Below are 24298 nucleotides of genomic sequence, written 5' to 3'. Positions count from 1 at the left end.
AGCTTAATTAGATTTAGATTTTTCGGTACTATTATTCTGCATTTCTTTTTTAGAATGCTTGGTTATTGCTCCTTCGGCACTTGTATCAATGCCTTTAGTTGCTACTTCTTGTCTTTCTTTCTGTGTATGTGACTTTAAATCTCCTTGAATATTTTCTATGAAGCTCCCTGCTGTATTTATTATATTATCTCTACCAACAGTTGTGTTGAGCATCATTCCTACCGTAGTCGATTTATCGACTCCCGCACTTTCGCTAATGTTCATTGCCGCAGTAGTGGTAATACTTTTTGAAGCGTTTAAATCAATATTCTGCGCATTCACAATAAAATCTTTGATAGCATCTGTAATAACATTTCCTTGGCCATCTTGAAAAATGGTACTTCCTGCTTTATCCTGTGTTAGGATAGAACCCGTTGCATCATTGATAACAATTTTACATCCACTACGGGTTTGTATTACTTTAATATCGTTTTTAGGTGTGGCATGCCCCGAAGATTCCTTACCGTTATATTGTGTTCCGATAACATAAGGATACTGCGCATTGGCACCTTCAAAACCTACTAAAACTTCTTCGCCAATTTCGGGTATAAAGTAAAATCCTTTTCCTGAACCAGAATGGGGTTGTATCATTCGTATCCATGGGCTTACTGCAGTACCACTTGCTCCGTAAAACTCAACCTTAACTCGACCTAATCCTATGGGGTCGTTGTTGTCTTTTATTTGAGCAGGCTGGCTTTCGGCTTTAGCAAAAACATGTACATCAGTATAATGTGGTGCTCCAACATCGGCAGGAATTGCTTTAAACTCACAAGAATAATTTCCGTGTACCTCTGAGTGGTGTGTCACTTCGATGACAATTAATTCATGTTCTATGGTTTGATTTATTATTGTAAATACTTGACCTATTCCTAAAGGCAAATAAGAAACGCCACTATAATACACACTATTGGCATCACTGCCTGCAGTTTGTAGTTTGACCATTTCTTCTATCTCTTCTTTATTCTGGGCATTGGTTGTATAGACTCCAATATTTAAATGAGACTGTGCAACAGTTCCTTGGTTGTACCATACGATAGATGAAAAACTATCTTTACTACCAGAAGCCGTTCTTGCTGCGGCACTACGTATATCATTACTATTATTATAATCGTAACCAGTCAAATAAATTTTATGCGATGCCATATTTGTCTGAATCTTAAAACTATGAAGTGAAGCGCCATTAATTAGTTTTATCTTAGAAGCTTTTGTTTGACCAAACTGCATGCGCATTCCGTCAAAATAAAACCATTGTCCGTAACGCATTGCTAATCTTTTTAAAAAGTCAAAACTAGTTTCGTTGTATTGTGGCATGTATTTAAATTCCTTATCATAAGTCGATCGTATAGAATCTCTTTGATAAAACTCCCCTGGTCCTTCGGCCAAAATGCGCAATACAATATCATCCATTGTGAGTTCGAGATAGTTTCTTGATTTTTTCATATCGTCTAAAACGATAGTGTGACTTATGCCTGTTACGTGTAAACCAACTGGGCTACCATGAAGGTCAATAGAAGACAGTTCGGTAATGATTCCTTTACTCATTAATCTAATACCGGTGAGACCCTTGAAAGTAAAAATTACTTCATCACCCAAATAGCGTCTTAATGCTTTGGCTTGGTCTGCAGGTTTTATTATTGCTTTGCCAGTGTATTGCCAAACAAATGAAAAATGATGATGGTCTGCCATTTTTTGGGATAGCTTTAAATCATAATAAACAACGTTTTGAGTAAAACTTCCTATAGTTACATGTACTTGATCTGAAAATTTTGACATTTTGCATTTTGGTTTTAGTAGGTTATTGAATCTGTTTTTTTTAAGTTTTAGAATAAACTTAATTGTCAAAAAATAACTTAATGGGGAGTAGTTATTTAGAGGGTAATCAATGAAAATTGAAAAAAAGGGAGAGATATTATAATTTTAGATGTGCGAAAAATACGTATTTTAATTAAAAATGTAACAATAAACTTTCAAAATAATTTATTTAACAATAAAAAACACAGCTTTAAAGTTTTATTCTTACTTTTTTGGCAGTGATTTTAATTCTGTTTTTTAAATATTTAGATTTAAGTCACAAGCAGAATAATCAAATACTATCTTTCAATAATCTCGTTAGTTAATAGAATACTTTTCGCTGCTAAGATATAGCCTCGGAAAATTTGAAGACTTTTTATTTATACCTTATCGAAATCCAAATACTGTGGTTTGTATTATATTTGTGAAACCAACTTTAGGTATAGATAATGGAAAGAAAAATTCTTTATGTTTTGGTTTTGTTGCTAATGCAATTTGGTTTTGCACAAAATAAGCTCATGTGGCAAGGGTATTTCTCGTATAATCATATTAAAGATATCTCGGATTCTTCTGTTGGGATTTATGCCGCTACCGATAATGCATTGTTCTCTAAAAATACGGCGACAAATATTGTTAAGACTATAAATACTGTTGATGGTCTTTCGGGGCAAACTATTTCTTCGTTATATCACAGTGAATTATTCCGTAGAACACTTATTGGTTATGAAAACGGATTGATTACGGTTGTCAATGAATCTGATGGAAGTATTGTAAAAGTTGTTGATATTATAAATAAACAACTTCCTGCTAATCTTAAAAAAATAAATCATTTTGTTGAATATGACGGAGTGGTTTATATTTCATGTGATTTTGGAATTGTTCAGTTTAATTTAAAAACATTACAATTTGGAGATACTTATTTCATTGGAGATAACGGAGCGCAGATTAATGTGAGACAAACTACAATTTATAATGGCTTTATTTATGCTGCTACTAATAGTGGTATTAGGAGAGCTAGTGTAGCAAATGCTAATTTAGTTGATTACAGTCAGTGGACTGTTGTTACAGGGGGGGATTGGTCAAGTATAGAGACTAACGATACAAAACTTATCGTAATCAATACTTCTGGATACGTTAGCAATTATGATTCGAGTCAAGATATTTTTGTTGGAGTTATGTCACTTCCTTCACCAGCGAAAGATATGAGAGCTAAAAACCATAATTTGTTTATAACCACTGCAAATACAGTTTATGTATACAACAACCAAATGATTTTATTGCGCCAGATAAACAATAGCGATGTCGCTGCGACAGCTTTAAGTTTTACTTGTGCAACTGCTATTGGCGATGATATATACATAGGTACAGATGAAAATGGACTTTATGTTTCTAAACTTTCTGGAGCTTCAGTTTTTGAGAATACAATGCCAATAGGTCCGTCGCGGAATGATATTTTTGCTATAAATGTTACGCCAAGTGTTCTTTGGGCAGTTTATGGAAATTATAATTCGGTTTATAATCCGTATCCTTTAGATAGTTATGGAATTAGTAAATTCAATACAACAGGGTGGTTGAATATACCATATGAAAAAGTACTTCAGGCTAAATCAATGACAAGGGTTATTGTTAATCCTAATAATGAGAATCAAGTTTATGTGAGTTCATTTTTTTCGGGACTATTAAAAATAGAAAATGATAGCCCTTCAATTTTATACAATCAAGTAAATAGTGGGTTAGAGACTCTGACGTTTTTAGGTCCTGGTTATATAGATGTTAGAATTAATGGAACTGCTTTTGATAAGGCTGGAAATTTATGGGTAACTAATAGTTTGATAAAAAATGGATTAAAGGTGTTGAGAACAAATGGGCAGTGGCAAACATTCCCTATTAGTACGGCTCTTATTAAGGCAGAAGACACAAGTTTTGGTACTATGGTTATTGATAACAATAGTACAAAATGGATGGGTACAAATAGAGATGGTGTAATTGGTTTTAACGAAAGTACAAATACAGTAAAAAAAATGACACAAGGTCTTGATGCAGGTAATTTACCGGCCATAGATGTAAGAGCTGTTGCTGTAGATGCTAAAAATCAGCTTTGGATTGGAACGACAAGAGGACTTCGTGTTTTGAGTAATGTAAATAACTTTAGAACAGAAAATCAACTAAAAGCGAATCCGATAATTATTATGGATGACGGCTTGGCTCAGGAATTACTCTATGAACAATTTATTACTACAATTGTTGTTGATGGGGCAAATAATAAATGGATTGGTACAGCTGATTCTGGTGTGTTTTTTGTTTCACCAAATGGACAAGAGACTAAGTATCATTTTACTACAGATAATTCACCATTGCCGAGTAATCAAATCAATGACATTGGGATAAACAGTACTACAGGAGAAGTTTACATAGCTACAAATAAAGGAATGATTTCTTATAAAGGAATCGCAACTCAAGCCAATGAAAATTTGAACAACGTATATGTGTATCCAAATCCTGTGCGTCCAGAGTTTTTTGGAACAGTAAAAATTGCTGGATTACTTGATAAAGCCAATATTAAAATTACTGATATAGAAGATAATTTGGTATATGAAACAACATCAGTGGGAGGAACAGTTGAATGGGATACAACTGCTTTTGGTAAACACAAAGTAGCTTCTGGAGTATATATGATTATTGTTTCGGCAGAAGATGGTGGTGAAACTAAAGTAAAAAAAGTAATGATTATAAGATAATCATCAGTGTTCGGTACCAGTGTTTACTCTCAGTAATTCATTTTCCGAAAATCTAAAAAACATCTAAGTAAGTCTAAAAAATAGAATCATCAAATTTTGCAAGTAAAAACCAAAGCTATTGTTATTTCGGCTATAAAATTTCAAGAAAAAAGCTTGATTGCTAAGTGCTTTACGCTTTCTCATGGACTCAAAACATATTTTGTTAGAGATGCTTTTTCTACTCGAAAATCAAGCCAAAAAATCGCTTATTTTCAGCCACTAACTATTCTTGAGATTGAGGCTGTGCATAAAAATAAAGGCACATTAGAAAATTTTAAAGAAATCAAAATCGGAATACCTTTTCAGACGATTCATACTGATATTATTAAAAGTACGATTGTAATGTTTGTTTCGGAAATTTTACATTATTCTATTCAGGAAGAAGAGAAGAATGAATCTCTTTTTATTTTCCTAGAAACAGCCTTGTTTTGGCTTGACCAACATGATGAAATAACCAATTTTCATTTGATTTTGATGTTGGAAACTACTAAATATTTAGGCTTTTATCCCGATGTTTCGGATGCAGACCTGCCGTTTTTTGAAATGAATGAAGGTGTGTTTACTCTTTTTCATGGGATGAGTGCGCTTACTGAACATGAAACTACTCTATTTAAGAAGCTCATAGATCTGAAGTTTGATAACGATCAAAAAGTGTTTCATGTTATTGAAAGACAATTGCTTTTAAAGATTTTGATAGACTATTATAGCTTCCATCTTGATGGTTTTAAAAGGCCGAAATCAATAGATGTTTTGAAAGAAATATTTTCTTAAAACAGGATTGTATTTTCATATGATTTGATGTTCGTTTTTAATTTTCGGGAAAATATTTTCGTTTAAATCAATATTTTTTTTGATAAATGCGGAATTATAAATGTATTAACAAATTTAATTAGTGAATTGGTGGCTAAAAAAATCAAAATTCCTTACTTTCGCACTTCGATTTAAGAAAAGGATAAAATGAGCACAAAATTTACTGAATACAAAGGACTTGACTTACCAACTGTAGCGTCTGAAGTACTTGATTTTTGGAAGAAAGAAAATATATTTGAAAAGAGTGTAACTACTCGCGAAGGAGCAGTGCCTTTCGTATTTTTCGAAGGTCCTCCTTCGGCAAATGGATTGCCTGGAATTCACCACGTGATGGCACGTGCAATTAAAGATATTTTTTGTAGATATAAAACTCAAAAAGGCTTTCAGGTAAAACGTAAAGCTGGATGGGATACCCATGGATTACCTGTAGAATTAGGTACTGAAAAAGAATTAGGTATTACCAAAGAAGATATCGGAAAAACAATTTCTATCGAAGAATATAACGAAGCGTGTAAAAAAACCGTAATGCGTTATACTGATGTATGGAATGATTTAACTGAAAAAATGGGATATTGGGTAGATATGGAAGATCCATATGTAACCTATAAACCAAAATATATGGAATCGGTTTGGTGGCTTTTAAAACAAATCTATAATAAAGGTTTGATGTACAAAGGTTATACCGTTCAGCCTTATTCTCCAAAAGCAGGAACAGGATTGTCTTCACACGAAGTAAATCAACCCGGAAGTTATAGAGATGTTACAGATACAACAGTCGTAGCTCAATTTAAAGCGCTAAATGAAACATTACCAAGTTTTCTTCAAGGGTTTGGTGATATTCATATTCTAGCTTGGACAACAACTCCTTGGACATTACCAAGTAATACTGCATTAACAGTTGGTCCAAAAATTGACTATGTTTTAGTTAAAACATTCAATCAATATACATTTGAACCAATCAATGTTGTTTTAGCTAAAAACTTAGTAGGAAAACAATTTAGCAAAGGTTTCTTCGAAAGTACTGATATTGCTGCTTTTGAAAATTTCAAAAGCGGGGATAAAAAGATTCCATATCAAGTGCTTACTGAGTCTAAAGGTTTAGATTTAGTTGGTATTCGTTATGAGCAATTGTTGCCTTTTGTGTTGCCTTATCAAAACGCTGAAAATGCTTTTAGAGTAATCTCAGGAGATTTTGTGACTACCGAAGACGGAACAGGAATTGTACATACTGCGCCTACATTTGGAGCAGATGATGCTAAAGTTGCTAAAGAAGCTAAGCCAGAAATTCCACCAATGTTAGTATTGGACGAAAATGGTAATCCGGTTCCTTTGGTCGATTTACAAGGTAAATTCACTTCGCATGTAGGTGAATACGCTGGTAAATACGTGAAAAATGAATATTATGACGAAGGTACTGCGCCAGAACGCTCAGTAGATGTAGAGATTGCTATTCGTCTTAAAGAAGAAAATAAAGCATTTAAGGTAGAGAAATATGTGCATAGTTATCCACATAGCTGGAGAACGGATGAACCTCTATTATATTACCCTCTTGATTCATGGTTTATAAAAATCACCGATGTTAGAGATAAGATGTTCGATCTTAACGAAACAATCAACTGGAAGCCAAAAGCAACAGGAGAGGGTCGTTTTGGAAATTGGTTAAAAAATGCCAATGACTGGAATTTATCACGTTCACGTTATTGGGGAATTCCATTGCCAATATGGAGAACTGAAGATAAACAAGAAGAAATTCTAATCGGATCAGTAGAAGAATTATACAATGAAATCGAAAAATCTATAGAAGCAGGTTTTCAAACAGAAAATCCGTTTAAAGGTTTTGAAATCGGGAATATGAGCGAAAGCAATTATGATTTAATCGATTTGCATAAAAATATAGTTGACAAGATTACTTTGGTTTCTCCATCAGGAAAACCAATGCAACGTGAAGCTGATTTAATTGATGTTTGGTTTGATTCAGGAGCTATGCCATATGCGCAATGGCATTATCCTTTCGAAAACAAAGATAAAATTGATGGAAATAAAGACTTTCCTGCTGATTTTATTGCTGAAGGTGTAGATCAAACACGTGGTTGGTTTTATACATTGCATGCAATCGGAACATTAGTTTTTGATAAAGTAGCTTACAAAAATGTTGTTTCAAACGGATTAGTTTTAGATAAAAACGGACAGAAAATGTCTAAACGTTTGGGTAATGCAACAGATCCATTTAAAACATTAGAAGAATACGGTCCAGATGCGACGCGTTGGTATATGATTTCAAATGCAAACCCTTGGGATAACTTGAAATTTGATATTGAGGGAATTGCTGAGGTTCGTCGAAAATTCTTCGGAACATTATATAATACCTATTCGTTCTTTTCATTGTATGCGAATATTGATGGATTTAAATATGCTGAAGCAGAAATTCCGTTAAACGAAAGACCAGAAATTGATCAATGGATTATTTCTGAATTAAATTCGCTTATCAAAGAAGTAGATGCTTTTTACGCTGATTATGAACCAACAAAAGCGGCTCGTGCAATATCAGACTTTGTTCAAGAGAACTTAAGTAACTGGTACGTTCGTTTATGTCGTCGTCGTTTTTGGAAAGGGGAGTATGCGCATGATAAAATAGCTGCATATCAGACTCTTTATACTTGTTTGTTGACTATAAGTAAATTAAGTGCTCCAATAGCTCCTTTCTTTATGGATAAGCTTTACAGAGACTTAACAACTTCAACACAGTCAGAAAATTTCGATAGCGTACATTTGGCAGAGTTTCCAAAATACGTTGAAAACTTTGTTAATAAAACGTTAGAGAGTAAAATGCAGAAAGCACAAACGATCTCTTCACTCGTTTTATCACTTCGTAAGAAGGAGATGATTAAGGTACGTCAACCATTGCAAAAGGTAATGATTCCAGTACTTGACGACAATCAGCGTAGTGAAATTGAAGCAGTTTCTGAGCTAGTTAAAGCTGAGGTTAATGTAAAAGAAATTGTCCTTTTAGATGACGCTTCGGGTGTTTTGGTGAAGCAAATTAAGCCTAATTTTAAGGCCTTAGGTCCACGATTTGGTAAAGATATGGGGTTGATTTCCAAGGAGATACAATCTTTTACTGCGCAACAAATCAGTCAGTTAGATAAGGAAGGTTCATTGGATATTGTTATTGCAGGAAAAAGTGTAACTTTATCCTTAGAAGATGTCGAAATCACGTCACAAGATATCGAAGGTTGGTTGGTTGCTAATTCAAACGGAATAACGGTTGCGCTTGATATTACAATCACGGAAGAATTGAAAAATGAGGGTATCGCAAGGGAATTGGTTAATAGAATTCAAAATATCCGTAAAGATTCTGGATTTGAAGTAACCGATAAAATAAAGGTACAAATAAAAAGAAGTGGTATATTAGAAAATGCTATTCTTAAAAACGAAGACTATATCAAGTCTGAGACATTAACTGATAGCTTGGTTTTCTTAGACGAATTAGAAAGCGGCGTAGAAATTGAGTTTGATGATATTAAAACAACGATATTAATTTCAAAATAAATATAAGATGGTAGATGAAATTACAAGATACTCTGACGCTGATTTAGCGGAGTTCAAAGAGATCATTTTAAGCAAAATACAAAAAGCGCAAGCAGATTTAGACTTGATTAAAAGTGCTTATATGAATGATTTAAATAATGGTACCGATGATACATCTCCAACGTTTAAAGCATTCGAAGAAGGAAGCGAAACGATGTCCAAAGAAGCAAACTCGCAGTTAGCTATCAGACAAGAAAAGTTTATTCGAGATTTAAAGAATGCGCTATTCCGTGTAGAAAATAAAACTTACGGTGTATGCAAAGTAACAGGGAAATTAATTGGTAAAGAAAGATTGAAAATAGTTCCTCATGCTACTATGAGTATTGAAGCTAAAAATTTGCAAAGATAATTTTTAAACATAAATGAAAAACGCTCCTATTTTAAGGAGCGTTTTTTTTTGTGATAATAAGAGGAACTAAGATTTTAAAATTAGTTTTGACTTATCTGTATGTAGCTTAATTGAAATAGTAATTATGCTAGGTTTTTTTCTAAATCAGCTTTGTGTTTTCTTAAAACAGCTCTTGTCATCCCTAAGTTGGCTTTTGCTGAGTCAGCAACTAGATAGACCATGAATTTGTTGTTGGGGGAGATGTCGATAATATGAATTTGACTGGTCAGTGTGATCAAAATATCTTCAATGTCTTGATTTAGGTTCAATGCTTTTACTGCGCTTAATTTAGCTTTAACTACCTCAAGATTGTATGCAGAGGCTAATTCAGGATCAAATGCTGAATCAATACTAATGTTGCCATAGCTTAATCCAGTTTCGATTTCGGTTACAGCGACAGCTATAAAACCATTTACGTTTGTTTTCATTTCAGTAAGAAAAACATTTAAAAAGTCGTTGCTCATAATTTTTTTGGGGATTAGTTGATTATTAATTATTTTAATAGACTGATTTTGTTAAGTTGAGTAGCTAATTCATCGATATTACGTAAAAATAACCCGAGGTTGCTACCGTCATTTGAGAAAACGATAATGCTGTGGGAATTGTTTATTTTGTTTGCAACAGCAACGCCATCGGTAGTTTTAAGATATAATTGTTTTAGAGCACCTTTGTCTAAGTCGGATAGGAATTTCTCGCTCATAGATATAATTGCATCGCTCATTGTAGCTACACTATCGCTATAGTCTAAGTGTAAGGAAGTAATTAGTTTTCCTTTTACACCCGATATTAGTGCCGATGTTGATTTGGTTTGAATTAAAAACTCATTTAGGATGGTAGTGATTTCATTCATAGTGAGGATATTTGGGGAGTTGTTAAAAAATAATTTATTTAGCTAATTTAATCAAAATTACTTATGAATTTTACGTATTCAGTTGTTAATAATTAAAATAAATTACGTATTATTGTGAGTAGTGTTGATAATTAGTTAAGTTTTAATTTAATATATGAGTTTATGGCTAAAGTATTGAAGTTTAGAGATGTTAAATCAGATGTTGATGTTAGAATAAAGGATTTTGAAAAGATGCGAATTAAGCTGAATGTTGCTCGTTCGAAAAATAGACAAGCCAATACGGGTAATGCTGGAGAGGTGAAAAAAGAATCAAAAGGATTGTTTAATTCAATCTCAAATTTTTTTTCAGAGGGGTCCAAGCCTGTTAGGAATAATGGTAGGAATTAATGAAACATTTTGTTACGAAATAATTAACGCTCCTAGTGGAGCGTTTTTTTTGATTAAATTGTTACTTTTGCGCCAATAAAAAATTATAAAATGTCACTACGAAAAGCGTATTTACTTATTTTCATCATATTAATTATTGATCAAATTTCTAAAATTTATATTAAGACCAATTTTGTCTTAGGTGAAGAGGTAGAAGTTTTTAAATGGTTTAAGATTCTTTTTATTGAAAATGAAGGAATGGCTTGGGGTACGAAAATACCGGGTGAATATGGAAAACTAATTCTGACTGTGTTTAGGATTTTCGCTGTTTTTGGTATCGGATATTGGTTATACGATTCAGTCAAAAAAAAGAGCTCGACATATTTAATTGTTGCAATCTCCTTAATTTTAGCTGGTGCAGTAGGAAACATCATTGATTCTGTTTTTTATGGTGTGATTTTCGATGATAGTTATAATAATCTAGCGACATTATTTGCTCCAGAGCATTATGGTACATTGTTTCATGGTAAAGTAGTTGATATGTTGTACTTTCCAATATGGGAAGGAAATCTACCAAACTGGTTTCCAATATGGGGAGGACAAAATTTTAAGTTTTTTAATGCAATTTTTAATTTTGCAGATATGGCGATTTCTACAGGTGTTGGGATTTTAATTGTCTTTAACAAAAGAGCATTTAATAAACACGAATAAATTTACTTTCTAGAATTTTAGTTTTTAACAGCCGATAGTTCTCGGGATGTTTTACTTTTACAGTACAAAAAAACTAAAAAATGCAAAGACACTCCTTTTCTATATATGACGCATCTGCTGGTTCTGGTAAAACGTATACATTAGTTAAGGAATATCTTAAAATTATTCTTTCGGCGTCTAAAAATGATGCCTATCGTAATATTCTTGCGATCACATTTACCAATAAGGCGGTGCATGAAATGAAAAGTCGTATTGTGGGGAGTTTGTCTGAGTTTGCAAAAGACGAACCCTCTTCAAAAGCGATTGATCTAATGAACGATTTAGCCCGTGAAACGGGTCTTTCTGTTATTGAATTAAAAACAAAATCACAAAATATCATTAAGCATATTATTCATAATTATGCCGCTTTTGATATATCGACAATTGATAAGTTTACGCATAAAGTCATACGTGCTTTTGCACATGATTTAAACTTACCTATGACTTTTGAGGTAACTCTAGATACCGAAAATTTACTTGTAGAGGCTGTTGATGCGATTATTGCGCAAGCAGGTCAGGACGAAACGTTGACCAAGTTATTGATTGATTTTACGATGGAAAAAACCGACGATGATAAAAGTTGGGATGTTTCTCGTGAAATTCTTGATACTGGAAGGTTAATATTGAATGAGAATAATCGAAATGAGATTACTCATTTTCACGATAAGTCAATTGAAGAATTTGTTGAAATAAAAAAGAAACTTAAGGTTTTGTGTAAAGACCTTGAAGAGGAAAATACTGTTTTTGCTACCAATGCACTTTCGTTAATTGAAAAAAACGGAATTGATTTAAAATCCTTCTCAAGAGGAACTTTTCCGAATCATCTCGAAAGTATTCGTGATGGAAAGTTTAATCCTAAGAATAAAACATTTCATGAGTTTGATGATATTGCAATAAATAAAACAGCAAAAGACAGGGCTTTAATAGAAAATATTATTCCAGAATTACTTCTGATTTTGGATAAGGTATATAAGAATTTTGAGAAAAGAGATTTTTACAAAGCATTCCTTAAAAATATTACCCCACTTTCGTTATTAAACACGGTAAGTAATGAATTGGAAAAAATTCAAAAAGAACAAAATGTTTTGTCTATTTCAGAATTTAATGCAATCATTCATCGTGAGATTCAAAACCAACCTGCGCCTTTTATATATGAACGTTTGGGAGAAAGGTATCGTCATTTTTTTATTGATGAGTTTCAGGATACATCCGAAATGCAATGGCAGAATTTAATTCCCTTGATAGATAATGCGCTTTCAGGTCAAGATGATTATGGAGTAAAAGGAACCTTGATGATTGTGGGAGATCCAAAGCAATCTATTTATCGTTGGAGGGGAGGAAAAGCGGAGCAGTTTATCGAGTTGAGTAAGGATTTGAATCCGTTTACTAATCCAGATAAAATCATAACACATTTAGATACCAATTATCGAAGTTATAGTGAGGTTATTGAATTTAATAATGGTTTTTTTAAATTAATTTCATCAGAGTTTGAAAATGCAGATTACAAAGATCTGTATGAAAATCATAGTCATCAAAAGACAAATCCTAAAAAAGGAGGATATGTAAATATTTCGTTTCTTCCTGCAATTGAAAAAAATGATCAGATTGAAGATGATTCAACACTAGAGAAAACAGATTTGTATGTTTTGGCAACCTTAAATACAATTCAGAAAGTATTGCGTGAAGGGTTTGAGTATAAGGATATTGTTATATTGACTCGTAAGAGGAGTCAAGGTATCGCTGTCGCAAATTATTTAACGGAACAAAAAATCCCGTTATTATCTTCGGAAACATTGATGATTCAGAATGCAACAGAAGTTCGATTGATTGTGCACTTGTTGAAATATTTGAATAATAATGCCGATTTAGAAGCAAAGGCTAATTTTTTACATTTTTTAGCAAAAAATACAGACATCAAAATGCCAATCCATGATTTTATTGCTGAAGGAATGGGGGAGCGAGATGAAATTGCTTTCGAAAAATGGTTAGAAAAATTTGATGTTTTACTTTCGTTTGAGAGTATTCGTAAAAAATCGCTTTATGAAGCAGTTGAAACAATAGTTTCAAAATTTGTACGTCCAGAATATAATAATGCCTATGTGCAATATTTTCTTGATATAGTTTTGGAAAGAGATATCCGAAATCAAGCTGGTATTTCAGATTTTTTAAGTTATTGGGATAAAAATGCTGAGAAATTTAGTATTCCATCGCCAGAAGGGAATAATGCAGTTCGTATAATGACTATTCATAAGTCAAAAGGATTAGAGTTCCCAGTTGTTATTATGCCTTTTGCAGAAGAAGATTACAGTAGGAAACCTAAGGATAAATTGTGGTTAAATGCGGAGGAAGAGGACTTTGGTCTGCCAAAAGTGTTAATAGATAATAGTAGTGCTGTAGCAGGATTTGGAGAAGATGCTGCTTTGGTTTTTAATTCAAAAAAACAAGAAGAGCTACTTGATAATGTAAATGTTTTGTATGTTGCATTGACACGTGCAGAGGAGCAGTTATATGTTATTTCTCAGGAAATAAAGCAACGAAAGGATGGCGAATTCCCTGGTAACATGGCTTCTTTTTTTATAAAATATTTAATTAATCTAGGGGTTTATGAGGAAGGTAAATTGGAGTATGAATTTGGTAATTCGACTAAATTATCTTCGGAAGAGAAGCATTCGTCATCTACAAAAATAATTCCATTGGTTTCAGAGGTTTTAAATCCAAAAAATATTAAAATAGCCCAACGCGAAGCATTAATGTGGGGTACACAACAGCAGGAAGCTATATCTTATGGAAATGTAATACATGAAATATTGGCTTTTGTAAAATATGCGTCAGATATAGATTTGGCAATTGTAAAAGCATTAGAAAGCGGATTAATTACTTTTGATCAAAAAGACATTGTTTTAAAGACAATTCAAGAAATTGTAAATCATCCTGAGATCAGCGTTTGTTTTGAAAACGATAATAGAGTTTTGAATGAAGAAACTATAATTCAAAAAGAGGGAAAAATTTTAAAGCCAGATAGAGTAGCCATTACTCCTGATGGAAAGGCTTATCTTTTGGATTATAAAACAGGTTCTGCTAACCCAAAATACAAGAAACAGTTAGAAGAATATCAATTTGCTATTGAAAATATGGGGTTTAAAGTGTTAAAAAAGGCATTGGTGTATATAGGAACCGATATCGATGTAGTAAATTTGTGAAAAAATTAATCAGTTGTTAAAGGCTGAATTTGGATAACTTGTTAAAGTTTAACATATTAAATACGTAAAAATGTACGGAAAAATTAAAGAGCACTTGCAAAATGAATTGCAAACTATTGAAGAAAACGGAATTTTTAAAAAAGAAAGAATAATAACTTCTGCTCAGGATGCTGAAATAACTATTTCTACTGGAGAGAAAGTTTTGAATTTTTGTGCTAATAATTATTTGGGATTGTCTTCACATCCAGAAGTTGTTCAGGCGGCAAAAGACGCTATGGATACGCATGGTTTTGGAATGTCATCTGTGCGTTTTATATGCGGAACACAAGATATTCATAAAACATTAGAGAAAAAGATTGCCGATTTTTATGGAACAGAGGATACAATACTGTATGCGGCTGCCTTTGATGCTAATGGAGGTGTTTTTGAGCCTTTATTGGGGGAAAATGACGCGATTATTTCGGATAGTTTAAATCATGCTTCGATAATAGATGGGGTTCGTTTGTGTAAAGCGGCTCGTTATCGTTATGAGAATAGCAATATGGAAGATTTAGAACAACAGCTGATTAAAGCCAATGAGGCTGGGGCTCGTTTTAAAATAATTGTTACCGATGGAGTGTTCTCAATGGACGGACTTGTAGCTCCATTAGACAAAATTTGCGACTTGGCAGATAAATATGATGCCATGGTTATGGTTGATGAATGTCACGCTGCAGGGTTTATAGGTGCAACTGGAAAAGGAACTCTTGAGGCTAAAGGAGTAATGGGTAGGGTTGATATTATAACAGGAACTCTAGGTAAAGCTTTAGGTGGTGCCATGGGAGGTTATACTACGGCTAAAAAAGAAATTATTGAATTATTGCGTCAGAGATCAAGACCATATTTATTTTCAAATTCATTAGCGCCAGCAATTGTAGGAGCTTCAATAAAGGTTTTTGAACTTCTTGAAAAAGATACTACACTAAGAGATAAATTAGAATGGAACACTAATTATTTTAAAGATGGTTTAAAGAAAGCAGGATTTGACATAATAGATGGGGACTCAGCTATCGTTCCAGTGATGCTTTATGATGCGAAATTATCGCAAAATATGGCAGATGAGCTTTTAAAAGAGGGTATTTATGTAATAGGATTCTTCTTTCCTGTGGTTCCTAAGGAAAAAGCTAGAATAAGAGTGCAATTGTCTGCGGCTCATACAAAAGAGCACTTAGACAGAGCTTTAGAGGCATTTATTAAGGTTGGAAAACTGTTAAAAGTTGTATAATTCCCACTTTTAGCATTTCTTATTGCTTTTTTTTAACATTTCATTTTGTAGTTAAAAATTTACGCATTACTTTTGTCTATAATTAACTAAATTGTAATTAAATAAATTTAAGTATGAAACATCTTAACAAACTTTTAGTTGCTGTGATGATGGCGATGGGGTTAACTTCTCACGCACAAGACAGTAACAATCCATGGGCTATCTCTTTTGGAGTTAATGCCGTAGACACTAAAACGAGTGCTGGTGGAGGACATAACTGGGCAGATCAACATTTTTCTCAGGCTTTCGCAGCAAAAGACAACTGGAACATTCTTCCTTCAGTATCTTACATCGGTGTATCTAGATACATTGGTGATAATTTCTCTGTAGGATTACAAGGTTCTGTAAATAAAATTGATAGATACGTAAAGTTTGATCCAACTGCACCAGGTCACGATTCTCGTGGTTATGTAGTTTCTAACCCTGGAGATTTAATGTATTATGGTATTGATGCTACACTTAGATATAGCTTCATGTCTTTGATCAAATCTAAAGTAATCGATCCTTCGTTAAGCGTTGGTGGAGGTTATACTTTCTTTGGAGATAGCAGTTATGGTACTGTTAACCCAGGAGCTGGTTTAACTTTTTGGTTCTCTGAATCAATCGGTTTATCTTTAGCTACTACTTACAAAAAATCTTTTGGAGATAGAGAAGATTCTTATGGTATTCCAGACGCTCCATCTCATTTCCAACATTCAGCAGGTCTTACTTTCAAATTTGGAGGTAAAGATACTGACGGAGATGGTATCTACGATAAAGATGATGCTTGTCCAGATGTTGCTGGTTTAAAACAATTCAACGGATGTCCTGACACTGACGGAGACGGTATCGTTGATGCAAGTGATGCTTGTCCAACTGAATTTGGTTTAGCTGCTTTAAACGGTTGTCCAGATAGAGACGGTGATGGTGTTGCTGATAAAGATGACGCTTGTCCAGATACATTTGGTTTAGCTTCTTTAAAAGGTTGTCCAGATGCTGACGGTGATGGTATTGCTGATAAAGATGACAAATGTCCTACTGTAGCAGGTCCTAAAGAAAACGGTGGATGTCCTTGGCCAGACGCTGATAAAGATGGTGTACTTGACAAAGATGACGATTGTCCTACTGTACCTGGTCCAGCTAGTAACAGAGGTTGTCCAGAAGTAACTACTGCTGTATTAGATGATCTTAAAGTTCAAGCTAGAGCAGTATTCTTTGACACTGGAAAAGCTACTTTCAAAAAAGGAGATGCTACTACTCTTGCTAGATTAGATGCTATCAAAGAAATCCTTAAAGCTTATCCAAATGCTAAATTTAGCATCGAAGGACATACTGATAGTACAGGTTCTGCTAAAATCAACAACAAATTATCTGAAGATAGAGCTAATGCTGTAATGAATGCATTAATCGAAAGAGGTGTAAGCCCAGATAATTTAGTTGCTAAAGGATTTGGTTCATCTCAACCAGTAGCAAGTAACAAAACTGCTAAAGGTAGAGCTGAAAACAGAAGAACTGAAATTAGACACATAGGTTCTAAATACGAAGGTAAATTGTAATTTACTTTTCTAAATAATTTTAAAAAGCCATTCTTAATTGAATGGCTTTTTTTATTTTTATACAATGACAGAGATTTACTTTTTAGATAAGATTGCAAAGGTTATTATTGAAGACTATTTAGGTAAATTGGCCGAGACTACAATTGTCTTACCCAATAAAAGAGCCAAAATTTTTCTTGTTGAAGCTTTAAAAAAACAAATTCAAAATACAGTTATTAGTCCCAAGATAATTAGTATCGAAGAATTTATTCAGGACATTGCTTCTGTGCGTTCAATTGACTCAATAGAATTGTTGTTCGAGTTTTATGAAGTGTATTTGTCTATTACAGAGAAAAAAAATCAGCAGTCTTTTGAGTTGTTTGCCAATTGGGCCAAAACATTATTGCAGGATTTTAATGAGATTGATAGGTATTTATTAGATCCATCACATGTACTTTCTTATCTTAAGGATATTGAGGATATTAAAAAGTGGGGAATTGAGGTTGAAAATAAAACACAATTACTAGAGAATTATATTGATTTTTGGAAGTTGCTACCTAATTATTATGAATCTTTATATGCCCATTTATTAAATAAACAAATTGGTTATCAGGGGTTGATATATAGGGAAGCGGTAAATAATATAAATCATTTTACTAATTCTGTTTCAAAGGAGCATTTTGTTTTTGCTGGATTTAATGCATTAAATGCTGCCGAAGAAAAAATTATTCAACATTTAATTGCTTCTGAGCAGGCCAAAATATATTGGGATATTGATAAGACCTTCTTAAATGATCCTTACCACGATGCAGGATTATTTGTTAGACGTTTTAAACAAGATTGGAAACATTATAAAGCCAACCCTTTTGAATGGATATTGGATGATTTCTCTCAATCAAAAAACATTCAAGTTATTGGTACGCCAAAATCTATTGGTCAGGCAAAAATAACAGGGAGTATAATTGAAGAAATTATTACCAATAATCCGGGTTCATCTTTAGATAAAGTTGCAGTAGTATTAGGAGATGAAAATTTACTCGTACCAGTTTTGTATGCTTTACCATCTACCGTGGGAGCTTTAAATATTACAATGGGATATTCAAGCAAGAATAATCCAACTCAAATTTTAATTGCAAAACTTTTCAAAATGCATACTAATGCATTGTCTAGAAATAGTACCTCTTATGTTTTTTATTACAAGGATGTTCTGGATATCTTAACTCATCCTTTGGTCGAGCCTTATGCTAAAGTGAAGGAATTAGTGAAAAAGATAAATCAAAACAATTATACTTTTATAACCCACTCCAAAATTATTGAGCTTAATGAGAATCAAACAGATTTGTTTCAGTTACTTTTTCAAAAGTGGGATTCAGGTTCCGTTGCTGTTTTAAATAACATTTCGGCGCTTTTACTTTTGATAAAAGGTAATCTAAGTAATGATAACGAGGAAGATAAGATTGCAAAAACGTTTGTTTTTGCGATTTTTAAAGTAATTAATAAGTTGATTAATTATTATTTGCAACATCAACATATTGATAAAATAGATACACTTTATGCTATTTATAAGCAAGTTATTGAGGTAGCAGAAGTTTCGTTTGAAGGAGAGCCTTTAAATGGTTTGCAAATAATGGGAGTTTTGGAGAGTCGTGTTTTAGACTTTGATACCGTAATTGTGACTTCTATGAACGAAGGAAAATTTCCAGCGGGTAAATCTATGAATTCATTTATTCCTTACGATGTGAAACGGGAATTAGGTTTGCCAACTTTTAAGGAAAAAGATGCTATATATACTTTCCATTTTTATCATTTGTTACAGCGTGCTAAAAATATTTATTTGCTCTATAACACCGAAAGTGAAGGGTTAGATGCAGGGGAGCGCAGTCGTTTTATAACACAACTAGAAGTCGAAAAACAACCAAAGCATAATTTAACTCACGAAATCTATAATGCGGTTTTACCTGAAACTGCGTATGAGCCCATGGTTATTCCTAAATCTGAAGCTGTGATGGCACGTTTGAAAGAGATTGCCACAGTTGGCTTTTCTCCATCAGCATTAACGAGTTATATTCGGAATCCGATTCAGTTTTATTTTCAGAAAATATTACGAATACGTGAAGTAGAAGAAGTAGAAGAGAATATTGCTTTAAATACTTTAGGAACTATTATTCACGAGACGCTTAAAGCATTGTATGATCCTTTTATTGGAAAATTTATCTCAGAGAGTGATATTCTGAATTGTTTTAAATTGTTGGATAACGAAGTCTTAAAACAGTTTAAATTGGTTTATAAAGAGGGTGAGATCAAGAAGGGACGTAATCTTTTGGCTTTTGAAGTAGCCAAACGTAATGTTACCAATTTCTTGAAAGTAGAACTTGACAGTATCAAGGAAGGAGATGCAATTAAAATTTTGGCAATCGAAGAAACTTTTGGAAGAACATTGACGCATCCAAGTTTGCCTTTTCCTGTTTTGATAAAAGGTAATGTCGATAGAATTGAACAGCGTAATGGTATTATTAGAATTATAGATTATAAAACTGGTAAAGTAGATAAGGCAAATGTTGTTCTTAAGAACTGGGATGGACTTGTAACTGATATAAAAAACGATAAAATTATTCAAGTTCTAGCTTATGCTTTTATGTATGAGAATAATGCTAAAGGATTGCCTATAGAAGCAGGAATTATTTCTTTCAAGAATTTAAAATCTGGGTTTTTGCCTTTTGGATTGAAAGAAGAAAAAGATACTAATACGATTATTACTAGCGAAATAATGAAGGATTACTTAGAGCAGATAGTTTTGCTTTTAAATGAAATCTTAGATATTGAAAAACCTTTTGAAGAAAAGATACTGTAGAATTACTAAAAGATTTATCAAAAGGGGCGGTTTTGATAAAAGCTTTCGTTTGTGAATTATTTTAGCTAAATATTTTTTTGAAAAAACCTTTTTTAGCCTGTTCTTGTTTTTGATCTCCCAAAGTGATCTCTCCGTTTATGAAGCGAAATCTACGGAATTTCATTAGCTTGACATTTAAGTCAAAGCGTAATTCATCAGTTGTTTTCATAGAACTTATTTTTTGCAAATTTATGTAAAAAAAGAGATATAATGATTTGATAATGAGTTTTATCTAATAAAGTCGATTTGCTATATTGTTGTTTGTATTAGGAGTTGTTTTTTTTATGGTAATTATTAGCGGTTATAGTTGTTTTTTCTTATTCAAAACATTTTATTATTGCCAAAAAATTGAACTATAAATAATGGGATGTAAGGTTAGTATGATTAACTTTTATTTAACAAGTGTTTAACTAGGCACTCCTCTATTTTAAAATAACTTTGACCCCACAAAAAAACACACATATGCAAGGAGATATTGATTTAAACGATTTGGTAATAGAGACGGGAGTCGATTCTGGATTGATTTTTAGTATTGACGGTATTTTAATCGAATCGGTTAATTTGGATTACGATGGCAATGTAGCTGCAATGATCGGTATGATTTTAAAAATGTGCTTGGAGTTATCAGAGGATATTGATGTAGGAGGACTTAAACAAGTCATGATTAAAAATGAGGAAGGGATTGTAGTTGCAATTAAAAACCAAGATGATAACTGTGTTGCTTTGCTTTCTAAAGACACAAGTAAAATGGGACTTTTACTTCGTAGAATGGAAACGATTTATAATAATTAATTTTAATTTTAAATAGCATGTCAGATTTTTTACAAAATTTTCAAAATGATTTGAAAGAGAATATTTCAGGTTTTATCGCTGTATCTGTAACAGAAGTTGAAACTGGAATGTCATATTCTTCACTTACTGTCGACCCAAATTTTGATCCAGAATTAGCCTCAGCATATAACTTAGAAGTTGTTAAAGCAAAAATGAAAGCGATTAAAGCTTTAGGTTTAGACCAGAAAATCAATGACATATTAATTACTCTAACGAATCAGTTACATATTATAGATGTTTCTGATGACGAAAAATATTTTATTTATTTAGCAGTAGATTCATCTAAAGCTAATTTAGGTATGACAAGAGCGGTTTTGGCTAGATTTAAAAAAGATATATCTTCTAAATTATAGATTTATTTTTACTCATAAAAAAAAGGCTATTTCTTGTGAAATAGCCTTTTTTGTTGCTTTAGAACTAGATAATGTAGCATTAAATTTTAGCAAAAAAATCTAATAAAACAGTAGTCAATTCTGTTTCGTTCTCGATAGAGCTCATGTGTCCATCATCAAAAGAAACAAGTTTTACTTCTGTATTTTCAATTTGCGAAATACTTTCTTCGTAGTTTAAAACAGGATCTTTTTTTCCTAAAATTAATAGCTTCGGAAAAAGAGTAGTGTGTAAAATCTGTTCTTTGTCTTTTCTTATTTTCATTCCTTTAAGAGACGCTATTATTCCCTGAAGCGGCGTTTTTAAAGCTTCTTCTTTTACTAACTCTATATTTGTAGCAAGCCTTTCGCGGTTGTTTTCGCTAAATAAATTTCCAATCGCTAAACCTATAAAACCAGTGTAGTTTTGTTTGACAGCTTTGATAGCTCTAGTTCGGTTTAGTTTTCGTTCGGCGCTATCGGGTTTAGAAGTAGAATTTAATAAAACCAAACCTTGCATGTTTTCAGAATACAATTCGGCGAAAGCCAAAGCGACATAACCTCCCATAGAATGTCCTATAAAAACAGCTTTTTTTATTTCAAGATGAGACAAAACCTCCTTAACCACATCGGCATTATCTTCCATTGTATGAACATAGCCAAGGGGTTCCGTTTTTCCGTGCCCCAATAAATCAATGGTAACAACACGGTAATTTTTAGAAAATGCATCAACATAATGATTCCACATGGTTTTATTTTCTAAGAAACCATGAAGCAGAACAATTGCAGTACCTTTTCCTGCGTCTGAATAAGAGATGTTGATATTTTTAAAGGAAATATTTTTCAATGAAATGAATTTATGTTGTAAAAAGTAATCTGTTATGAATGGAAAAAGAAAACGGTCTACACATCTGTAAACCGTTTGTCTTTATACTAGAATGAAATGTGTTTAAACATTCATTAAGCTTTCTATTTCATCAGCTTCGATAGGAATATTACGCATTAAGTTAAATGGTTCTCCAGTTTCCTGAACCACAACATTATCCTCAAGTCTAATACCAAAACCTTCAGCAGGAATATAAATACCAGGTTCAACCGTAAAAACCATATTGGCTTTCATTGGTTCATGCAACAATCCATAATCGTGCGTGTCTAATCCCATATGGTGAGACGTTCCGTGCATGAAATATTTTTTATACGCTGGCCAATCAGGATTTTCGTTTTGAACATCGGCTTTATCAATTAGTTTTAAATCTAATAATTCCGAAGTCATAATTTTTCCAACCTCAAGATGGTATTGTTTCCAAAGAGTTCCAGGAGTAAGCATTTTTGTAGCTTCGTCCTTTACACGTAAAACAGCATTGTAAACCGCTTTCTGACGAGCAGTAAATGTACCCGAAACAGGAATTGTACGAGACATATCGCTAGAATAATTAGCATATTCGGCCGCAACATCCAGCAAGATTAAATCTCCAGCCTTACATTGTTGGTTGTTTTCGATATAGTGTAATACGTTAGCATTATTTCCAGAAGCAATAATCGGAGTATAAGCAAAACCTTTAGAACGATTACGGATAAATTCGTGAATAAGTTCAGCTTCAATTTCGTATTCCGTAACATTAGGTTTTACAAAAGACAACAATCTACGGAAACCTTTTTCAGTAATGTTACAAGCTTGTTGAATCAAATCAATTTCTTCGCTTTCTTTAACCGAACGAATGCGTTGTAAAATAGGATTACTTTTAGCAACTTGGTGCGCTGGATATCTTTCCTTCCACCATTTTACAAAACGAGCTTCGCGAGTTTCAGTTTCAACAGTTGCGCGGTAATGTTCGTTAGTATTAATGTACATCGTTTCCGAATAAGTCATCATTTCGTTAAGGACTTTTTCAAAATCTTGCAACCAGTAAACTGTTCTTATTCCAGAAACTTCAAAAGCACGTTCTTTAGTAAGTTTTTCACCTTCCCAAACAGCAATATGGTCGTTAGTTTCTTTTAAAAATAAAATCTCACGTTGGTTTTCGTAAGGCGCATCCGGAAAAAGCAACAAGATACTTTCTTCCTGATCAACACCGCTTAAGTAAAAAATATCTCTATGTTGAGCAAATGGTAATGTGCTATCGGCACTAACTGGGTAAATATCATTAGAATTAAATACCGCTACACTTTTCGGCTTCATTTGAGCCATGAATTTTTCGCGATTTTTTATAAAAAGAGAACTGTTTATTTGATGATATTTCATGTTAATTAGGTTTTATACTTTGAATACTCAAAAATACTAATTTTAGAAATACTAAAAAGGGTTGCTTTATTAAAATTTTCTTATTTGTTTCGGAATTATGTTCCACAAAAATTTAGCAGATTTCTAAACGATATTAACTTAGAATCTTGATAATGGCGTGTCCCTCCGGGTCGGGCTTTCGGCTTTATCTTTTATTCCGCTACGCTCCATAAAAGGATATCGCCTCTATCCCTCACGCAACGTCGTTTTACCTGTCATCCTGAGCGGAGTCGTAGGGCTATTTAGTTTATAGTCTCAGTTTACAATCTTGTCTTTTCGACGCAGGAGAAATCTCCGCAAGTAGCTCCACAAAACAACTCCTCAATTCGTAAGCGCGGATTTGTAATCCGTGCCCACAACAAATGTCTCGTCCTAAAATTCCATAATCTTTGCGGAGCTACTAACAGAGATTCTTCGTTCCTCAGAAAGACAATATTGCGCAGATTTGCAAACAAGAAACTCCACAAAACACTTCCCCAATTCGTAAGCGCGGATTTGCAATCCGTGCCCGCAACAACATTCCGTTTCAACAAAAAAACCGAAGCTTAATTT

General features: G+C 33.1%; 18 protein-coding genes. 12 read left to right on the top strand and 6 right to left on the bottom strand.

From position 1 onward, the window contains the following. Window positions 1-3: 3 nt before the first annotated feature. Window positions 4-1812, bottom strand: coding sequence for a type VI secretion system Vgr family protein (locus tag QWY99_RS19195; protein WP_290267323.1), 1809 nt, complete (start codon window positions 1810-1812; stop codon window positions 4-6). A gap of 467 nt (window positions 1813-2279) precedes the next feature. Between QWY99_RS19195 and porZ the strand changes: the two genes are divergently transcribed. The 4 genes from porZ (at window position 2280) to QWY99_RS19175 (ending at window position 9354) form a co-directional block, all read left to right on the top strand. Beyond that, window positions 2280-4568, top strand: coding sequence for a type IX secretion system anionic LPS delivery protein PorZ (porZ, locus tag QWY99_RS19190; protein ID WP_290267322.1), 2289 nt, complete (start codon window positions 2280-2282; stop codon window positions 4566-4568). A 96-nt stretch (window positions 4569-4664) separates the two neighbouring features. Next, window positions 4665-5378, top strand: coding sequence for a DNA repair protein RecO (gene recO / locus QWY99_RS19185; RefSeq protein ID WP_290267321.1), 714 nt, complete (start codon window positions 4665-4667; stop codon window positions 5376-5378). 186 nt (window positions 5379-5564) lie between these two features. After that, window positions 5565-8966, top strand: coding sequence for an isoleucine--tRNA ligase (gene ileS / locus QWY99_RS19180; protein WP_290267320.1), 3402 nt, complete (start codon window positions 5565-5567; stop codon window positions 8964-8966). A 7-nt stretch (window positions 8967-8973) separates the two neighbouring features. After that, window positions 8974-9354, top strand: a complete 381-nt coding sequence (locus QWY99_RS19175; protein WP_081912418.1) for a TraR/DksA family transcriptional regulator — start codon at window positions 8974-8976, stop codon at window positions 9352-9354. A gap of 122 nt (window positions 9355-9476) precedes the next feature. Here the strand turns inward: QWY99_RS19175 and QWY99_RS19170 are convergent, their stop codons facing one another. Together QWY99_RS19170 and QWY99_RS19165 are read right to left on the bottom strand one after the other, a co-directional pair. Continuing rightward, the gene (locus QWY99_RS19170; protein ID WP_290267319.1) at window positions 9477-9857 is read right to left on the bottom strand and encodes a hypothetical protein; all 381 of its coding nucleotides are present in this window, start codon (window positions 9855-9857) and stop codon (window positions 9477-9479) included. A gap of 29 nt (window positions 9858-9886) precedes the next feature. Next, window positions 9887-10243, bottom strand: coding sequence for a roadblock/LC7 domain-containing protein (locus tag QWY99_RS19165; protein WP_290267318.1), 357 nt, complete (start codon window positions 10241-10243; stop codon window positions 9887-9889). A gap of 162 nt (window positions 10244-10405) precedes the next feature. Here QWY99_RS19165 and QWY99_RS19160 point away from each other — a divergent pair, with 162 nt between their 5' ends. The 6 genes from QWY99_RS19160 (at window position 10406) to QWY99_RS19135 (ending at window position 20227) form a co-directional block, all read left to right on the top strand. Continuing rightward, entirely contained in the window at window positions 10406-10630 is a 225-nt protein-coding gene (locus tag QWY99_RS19160; protein ID WP_290267317.1) for a hypothetical protein, read from the top strand. A gap of 90 nt (window positions 10631-10720) precedes the next feature. Beyond that, window positions 10721-11320 (top strand): lipoprotein signal peptidase, encoded by a 600-nt coding sequence (locus QWY99_RS19155; RefSeq protein ID WP_290267316.1) that lies wholly within the window; start codon window positions 10721-10723, stop codon window positions 11318-11320. Window positions 11321-11400: 80 nt separating this feature from the next. Beyond that, a complete protein-coding gene (locus QWY99_RS19150) occupies window positions 11401-14559 on the top strand; it encodes a UvrD-helicase domain-containing protein (protein WP_290267315.1) in 3159 nt (1052 codons plus the stop codon). Window positions 14560-14629: 70 nt separating this feature from the next. Further along, window positions 14630-15823 (top strand): glycine C-acetyltransferase, encoded by a 1194-nt coding sequence (kbl, locus tag QWY99_RS19145; protein ID WP_290267314.1) that lies wholly within the window; start codon window positions 14630-14632, stop codon window positions 15821-15823. A 113-nt stretch (window positions 15824-15936) separates the two neighbouring features. Next, complete coding sequence (locus QWY99_RS19140) at window positions 15937-17397, top strand: OmpA family protein (RefSeq protein WP_290267313.1); 1461 nt, start codon at window positions 15937-15939, stop codon at window positions 17395-17397. Between the two features lie 64 nt (window positions 17398-17461). Beyond that, entirely contained in the window at window positions 17462-20227 is a 2766-nt protein-coding gene (locus QWY99_RS19135; RefSeq protein ID WP_290267312.1) for a PD-(D/E)XK nuclease family protein, read from the top strand. A 61-nt stretch (window positions 20228-20288) separates the two neighbouring features. Here the strand turns inward: QWY99_RS19135 and QWY99_RS19130 are convergent, their stop codons facing one another. Continuing rightward, the gene (locus tag QWY99_RS19130) at window positions 20289-20435 is read right to left on the bottom strand and encodes a hypothetical protein (RefSeq protein WP_290267311.1); all 147 of its coding nucleotides are present in this window, start codon (window positions 20433-20435) and stop codon (window positions 20289-20291) included. A 293-nt stretch (window positions 20436-20728) separates the two neighbouring features. Between QWY99_RS19130 and QWY99_RS19125 the strand changes: the two genes are divergently transcribed. After that, the gene (locus QWY99_RS19125; RefSeq protein WP_290267310.1) at window positions 20729-21058 is read left to right on the top strand and encodes a roadblock/LC7 domain-containing protein; all 330 of its coding nucleotides are present in this window, start codon (window positions 20729-20731) and stop codon (window positions 21056-21058) included. Window positions 21059-21075: 17 nt separating this feature from the next. Beyond that, window positions 21076-21450 (top strand): hypothetical protein, encoded by a 375-nt coding sequence (locus QWY99_RS19120; protein ID WP_290267309.1) that lies wholly within the window; start codon window positions 21076-21078, stop codon window positions 21448-21450. A gap of 79 nt (window positions 21451-21529) precedes the next feature. Here QWY99_RS19120 and QWY99_RS19115 read toward each other — a convergent pair whose 3' ends face one another. After that, window positions 21530-22312 carry an alpha/beta fold hydrolase gene (locus tag QWY99_RS19115; protein WP_290267308.1) on the bottom strand — a complete coding sequence of 261 codons (783 nt, stop codon included), beginning with the start codon at window positions 22310-22312 and terminating at the stop codon, window positions 21530-21532. A gap of 102 nt (window positions 22313-22414) precedes the next feature. After that, window positions 22415-23707, bottom strand: coding sequence for an aminopeptidase P family protein (locus tag QWY99_RS19110; protein WP_290267307.1), 1293 nt, complete (start codon window positions 23705-23707; stop codon window positions 22415-22417). Window positions 23708-24298: the final 591 nt, after the last annotated feature.

The organism is Flavobacterium branchiarum (assembly GCF_030409845.1).
Lineage (GTDB): Bacteria > Bacteroidota > Bacteroidia > Flavobacteriales > Flavobacteriaceae > Flavobacterium > Flavobacterium branchiarum.
Note: the sequence above shows the minus strand (reverse complement) of the source record. Positions and strands in the feature narration are given on the sequence as shown.

Coding starts and splice junctions, on each gene's coding strand:
- QWY99_RS19195 (WP_290267323.1), bottom strand. CDS start 1,812: ATGTCAAAATTTTCAGATCAAGTACATGTAACTATAGGAAGTTTTACT.
- porZ (WP_290267322.1), top strand. CDS start 2,280: ATGGAAAGAAAAATTCTTTATGTTTTGGTTTTGTTGCTAATGCAATTT.
- ileS (WP_290267320.1), top strand. CDS start 5,565: ATGAGCACAAAATTTACTGAATACAAAGGACTTGACTTACCAACTGTA.
- QWY99_RS19175 (WP_081912418.1), top strand. CDS start 8,974: ATGGTAGATGAAATTACAAGATACTCTGACGCTGATTTAGCGGAGTTC.
- QWY99_RS19170 (WP_290267319.1), bottom strand. CDS start 9,857: ATGAGCAACGACTTTTTAAATGTTTTTCTTACTGAAATGAAAACAAAC.
- QWY99_RS19165 (WP_290267318.1), bottom strand. CDS start 10,243: ATGAATGAAATCACTACCATCCTAAATGAGTTTTTAATTCAAACCAAA.
- QWY99_RS19160 (WP_290267317.1), top strand. CDS start 10,406: ATGGCTAAAGTATTGAAGTTTAGAGATGTTAAATCAGATGTTGATGTT.
- QWY99_RS19155 (WP_290267316.1), top strand. CDS start 10,721: ATGTCACTACGAAAAGCGTATTTACTTATTTTCATCATATTAATTATT.
- QWY99_RS19150 (WP_290267315.1), top strand. CDS start 11,401: ATGCAAAGACACTCCTTTTCTATATATGACGCATCTGCTGGTTCTGGT.
- kbl (WP_290267314.1), top strand. CDS start 14,630: ATGTACGGAAAAATTAAAGAGCACTTGCAAAATGAATTGCAAACTATT.
- QWY99_RS19140 (WP_290267313.1), top strand. CDS start 15,937: ATGAAACATCTTAACAAACTTTTAGTTGCTGTGATGATGGCGATGGGG.
- QWY99_RS19135 (WP_290267312.1), top strand. CDS start 17,462: ATGACAGAGATTTACTTTTTAGATAAGATTGCAAAGGTTATTATTGAA.
- QWY99_RS19130 (WP_290267311.1), bottom strand. CDS start 20,435: ATGAAAACAACTGATGAATTACGCTTTGACTTAAATGTCAAGCTAATG.
- QWY99_RS19125 (WP_290267310.1), top strand. CDS start 20,729: ATGCAAGGAGATATTGATTTAAACGATTTGGTAATAGAGACGGGAGTC.
- QWY99_RS19120 (WP_290267309.1), top strand. CDS start 21,076: ATGTCAGATTTTTTACAAAATTTTCAAAATGATTTGAAAGAGAATATT.
- QWY99_RS19110 (WP_290267307.1), bottom strand. CDS start 23,707: ATGAAATATCATCAAATAAACAGTTCTCTTTTTATAAAAAATCGCGAA.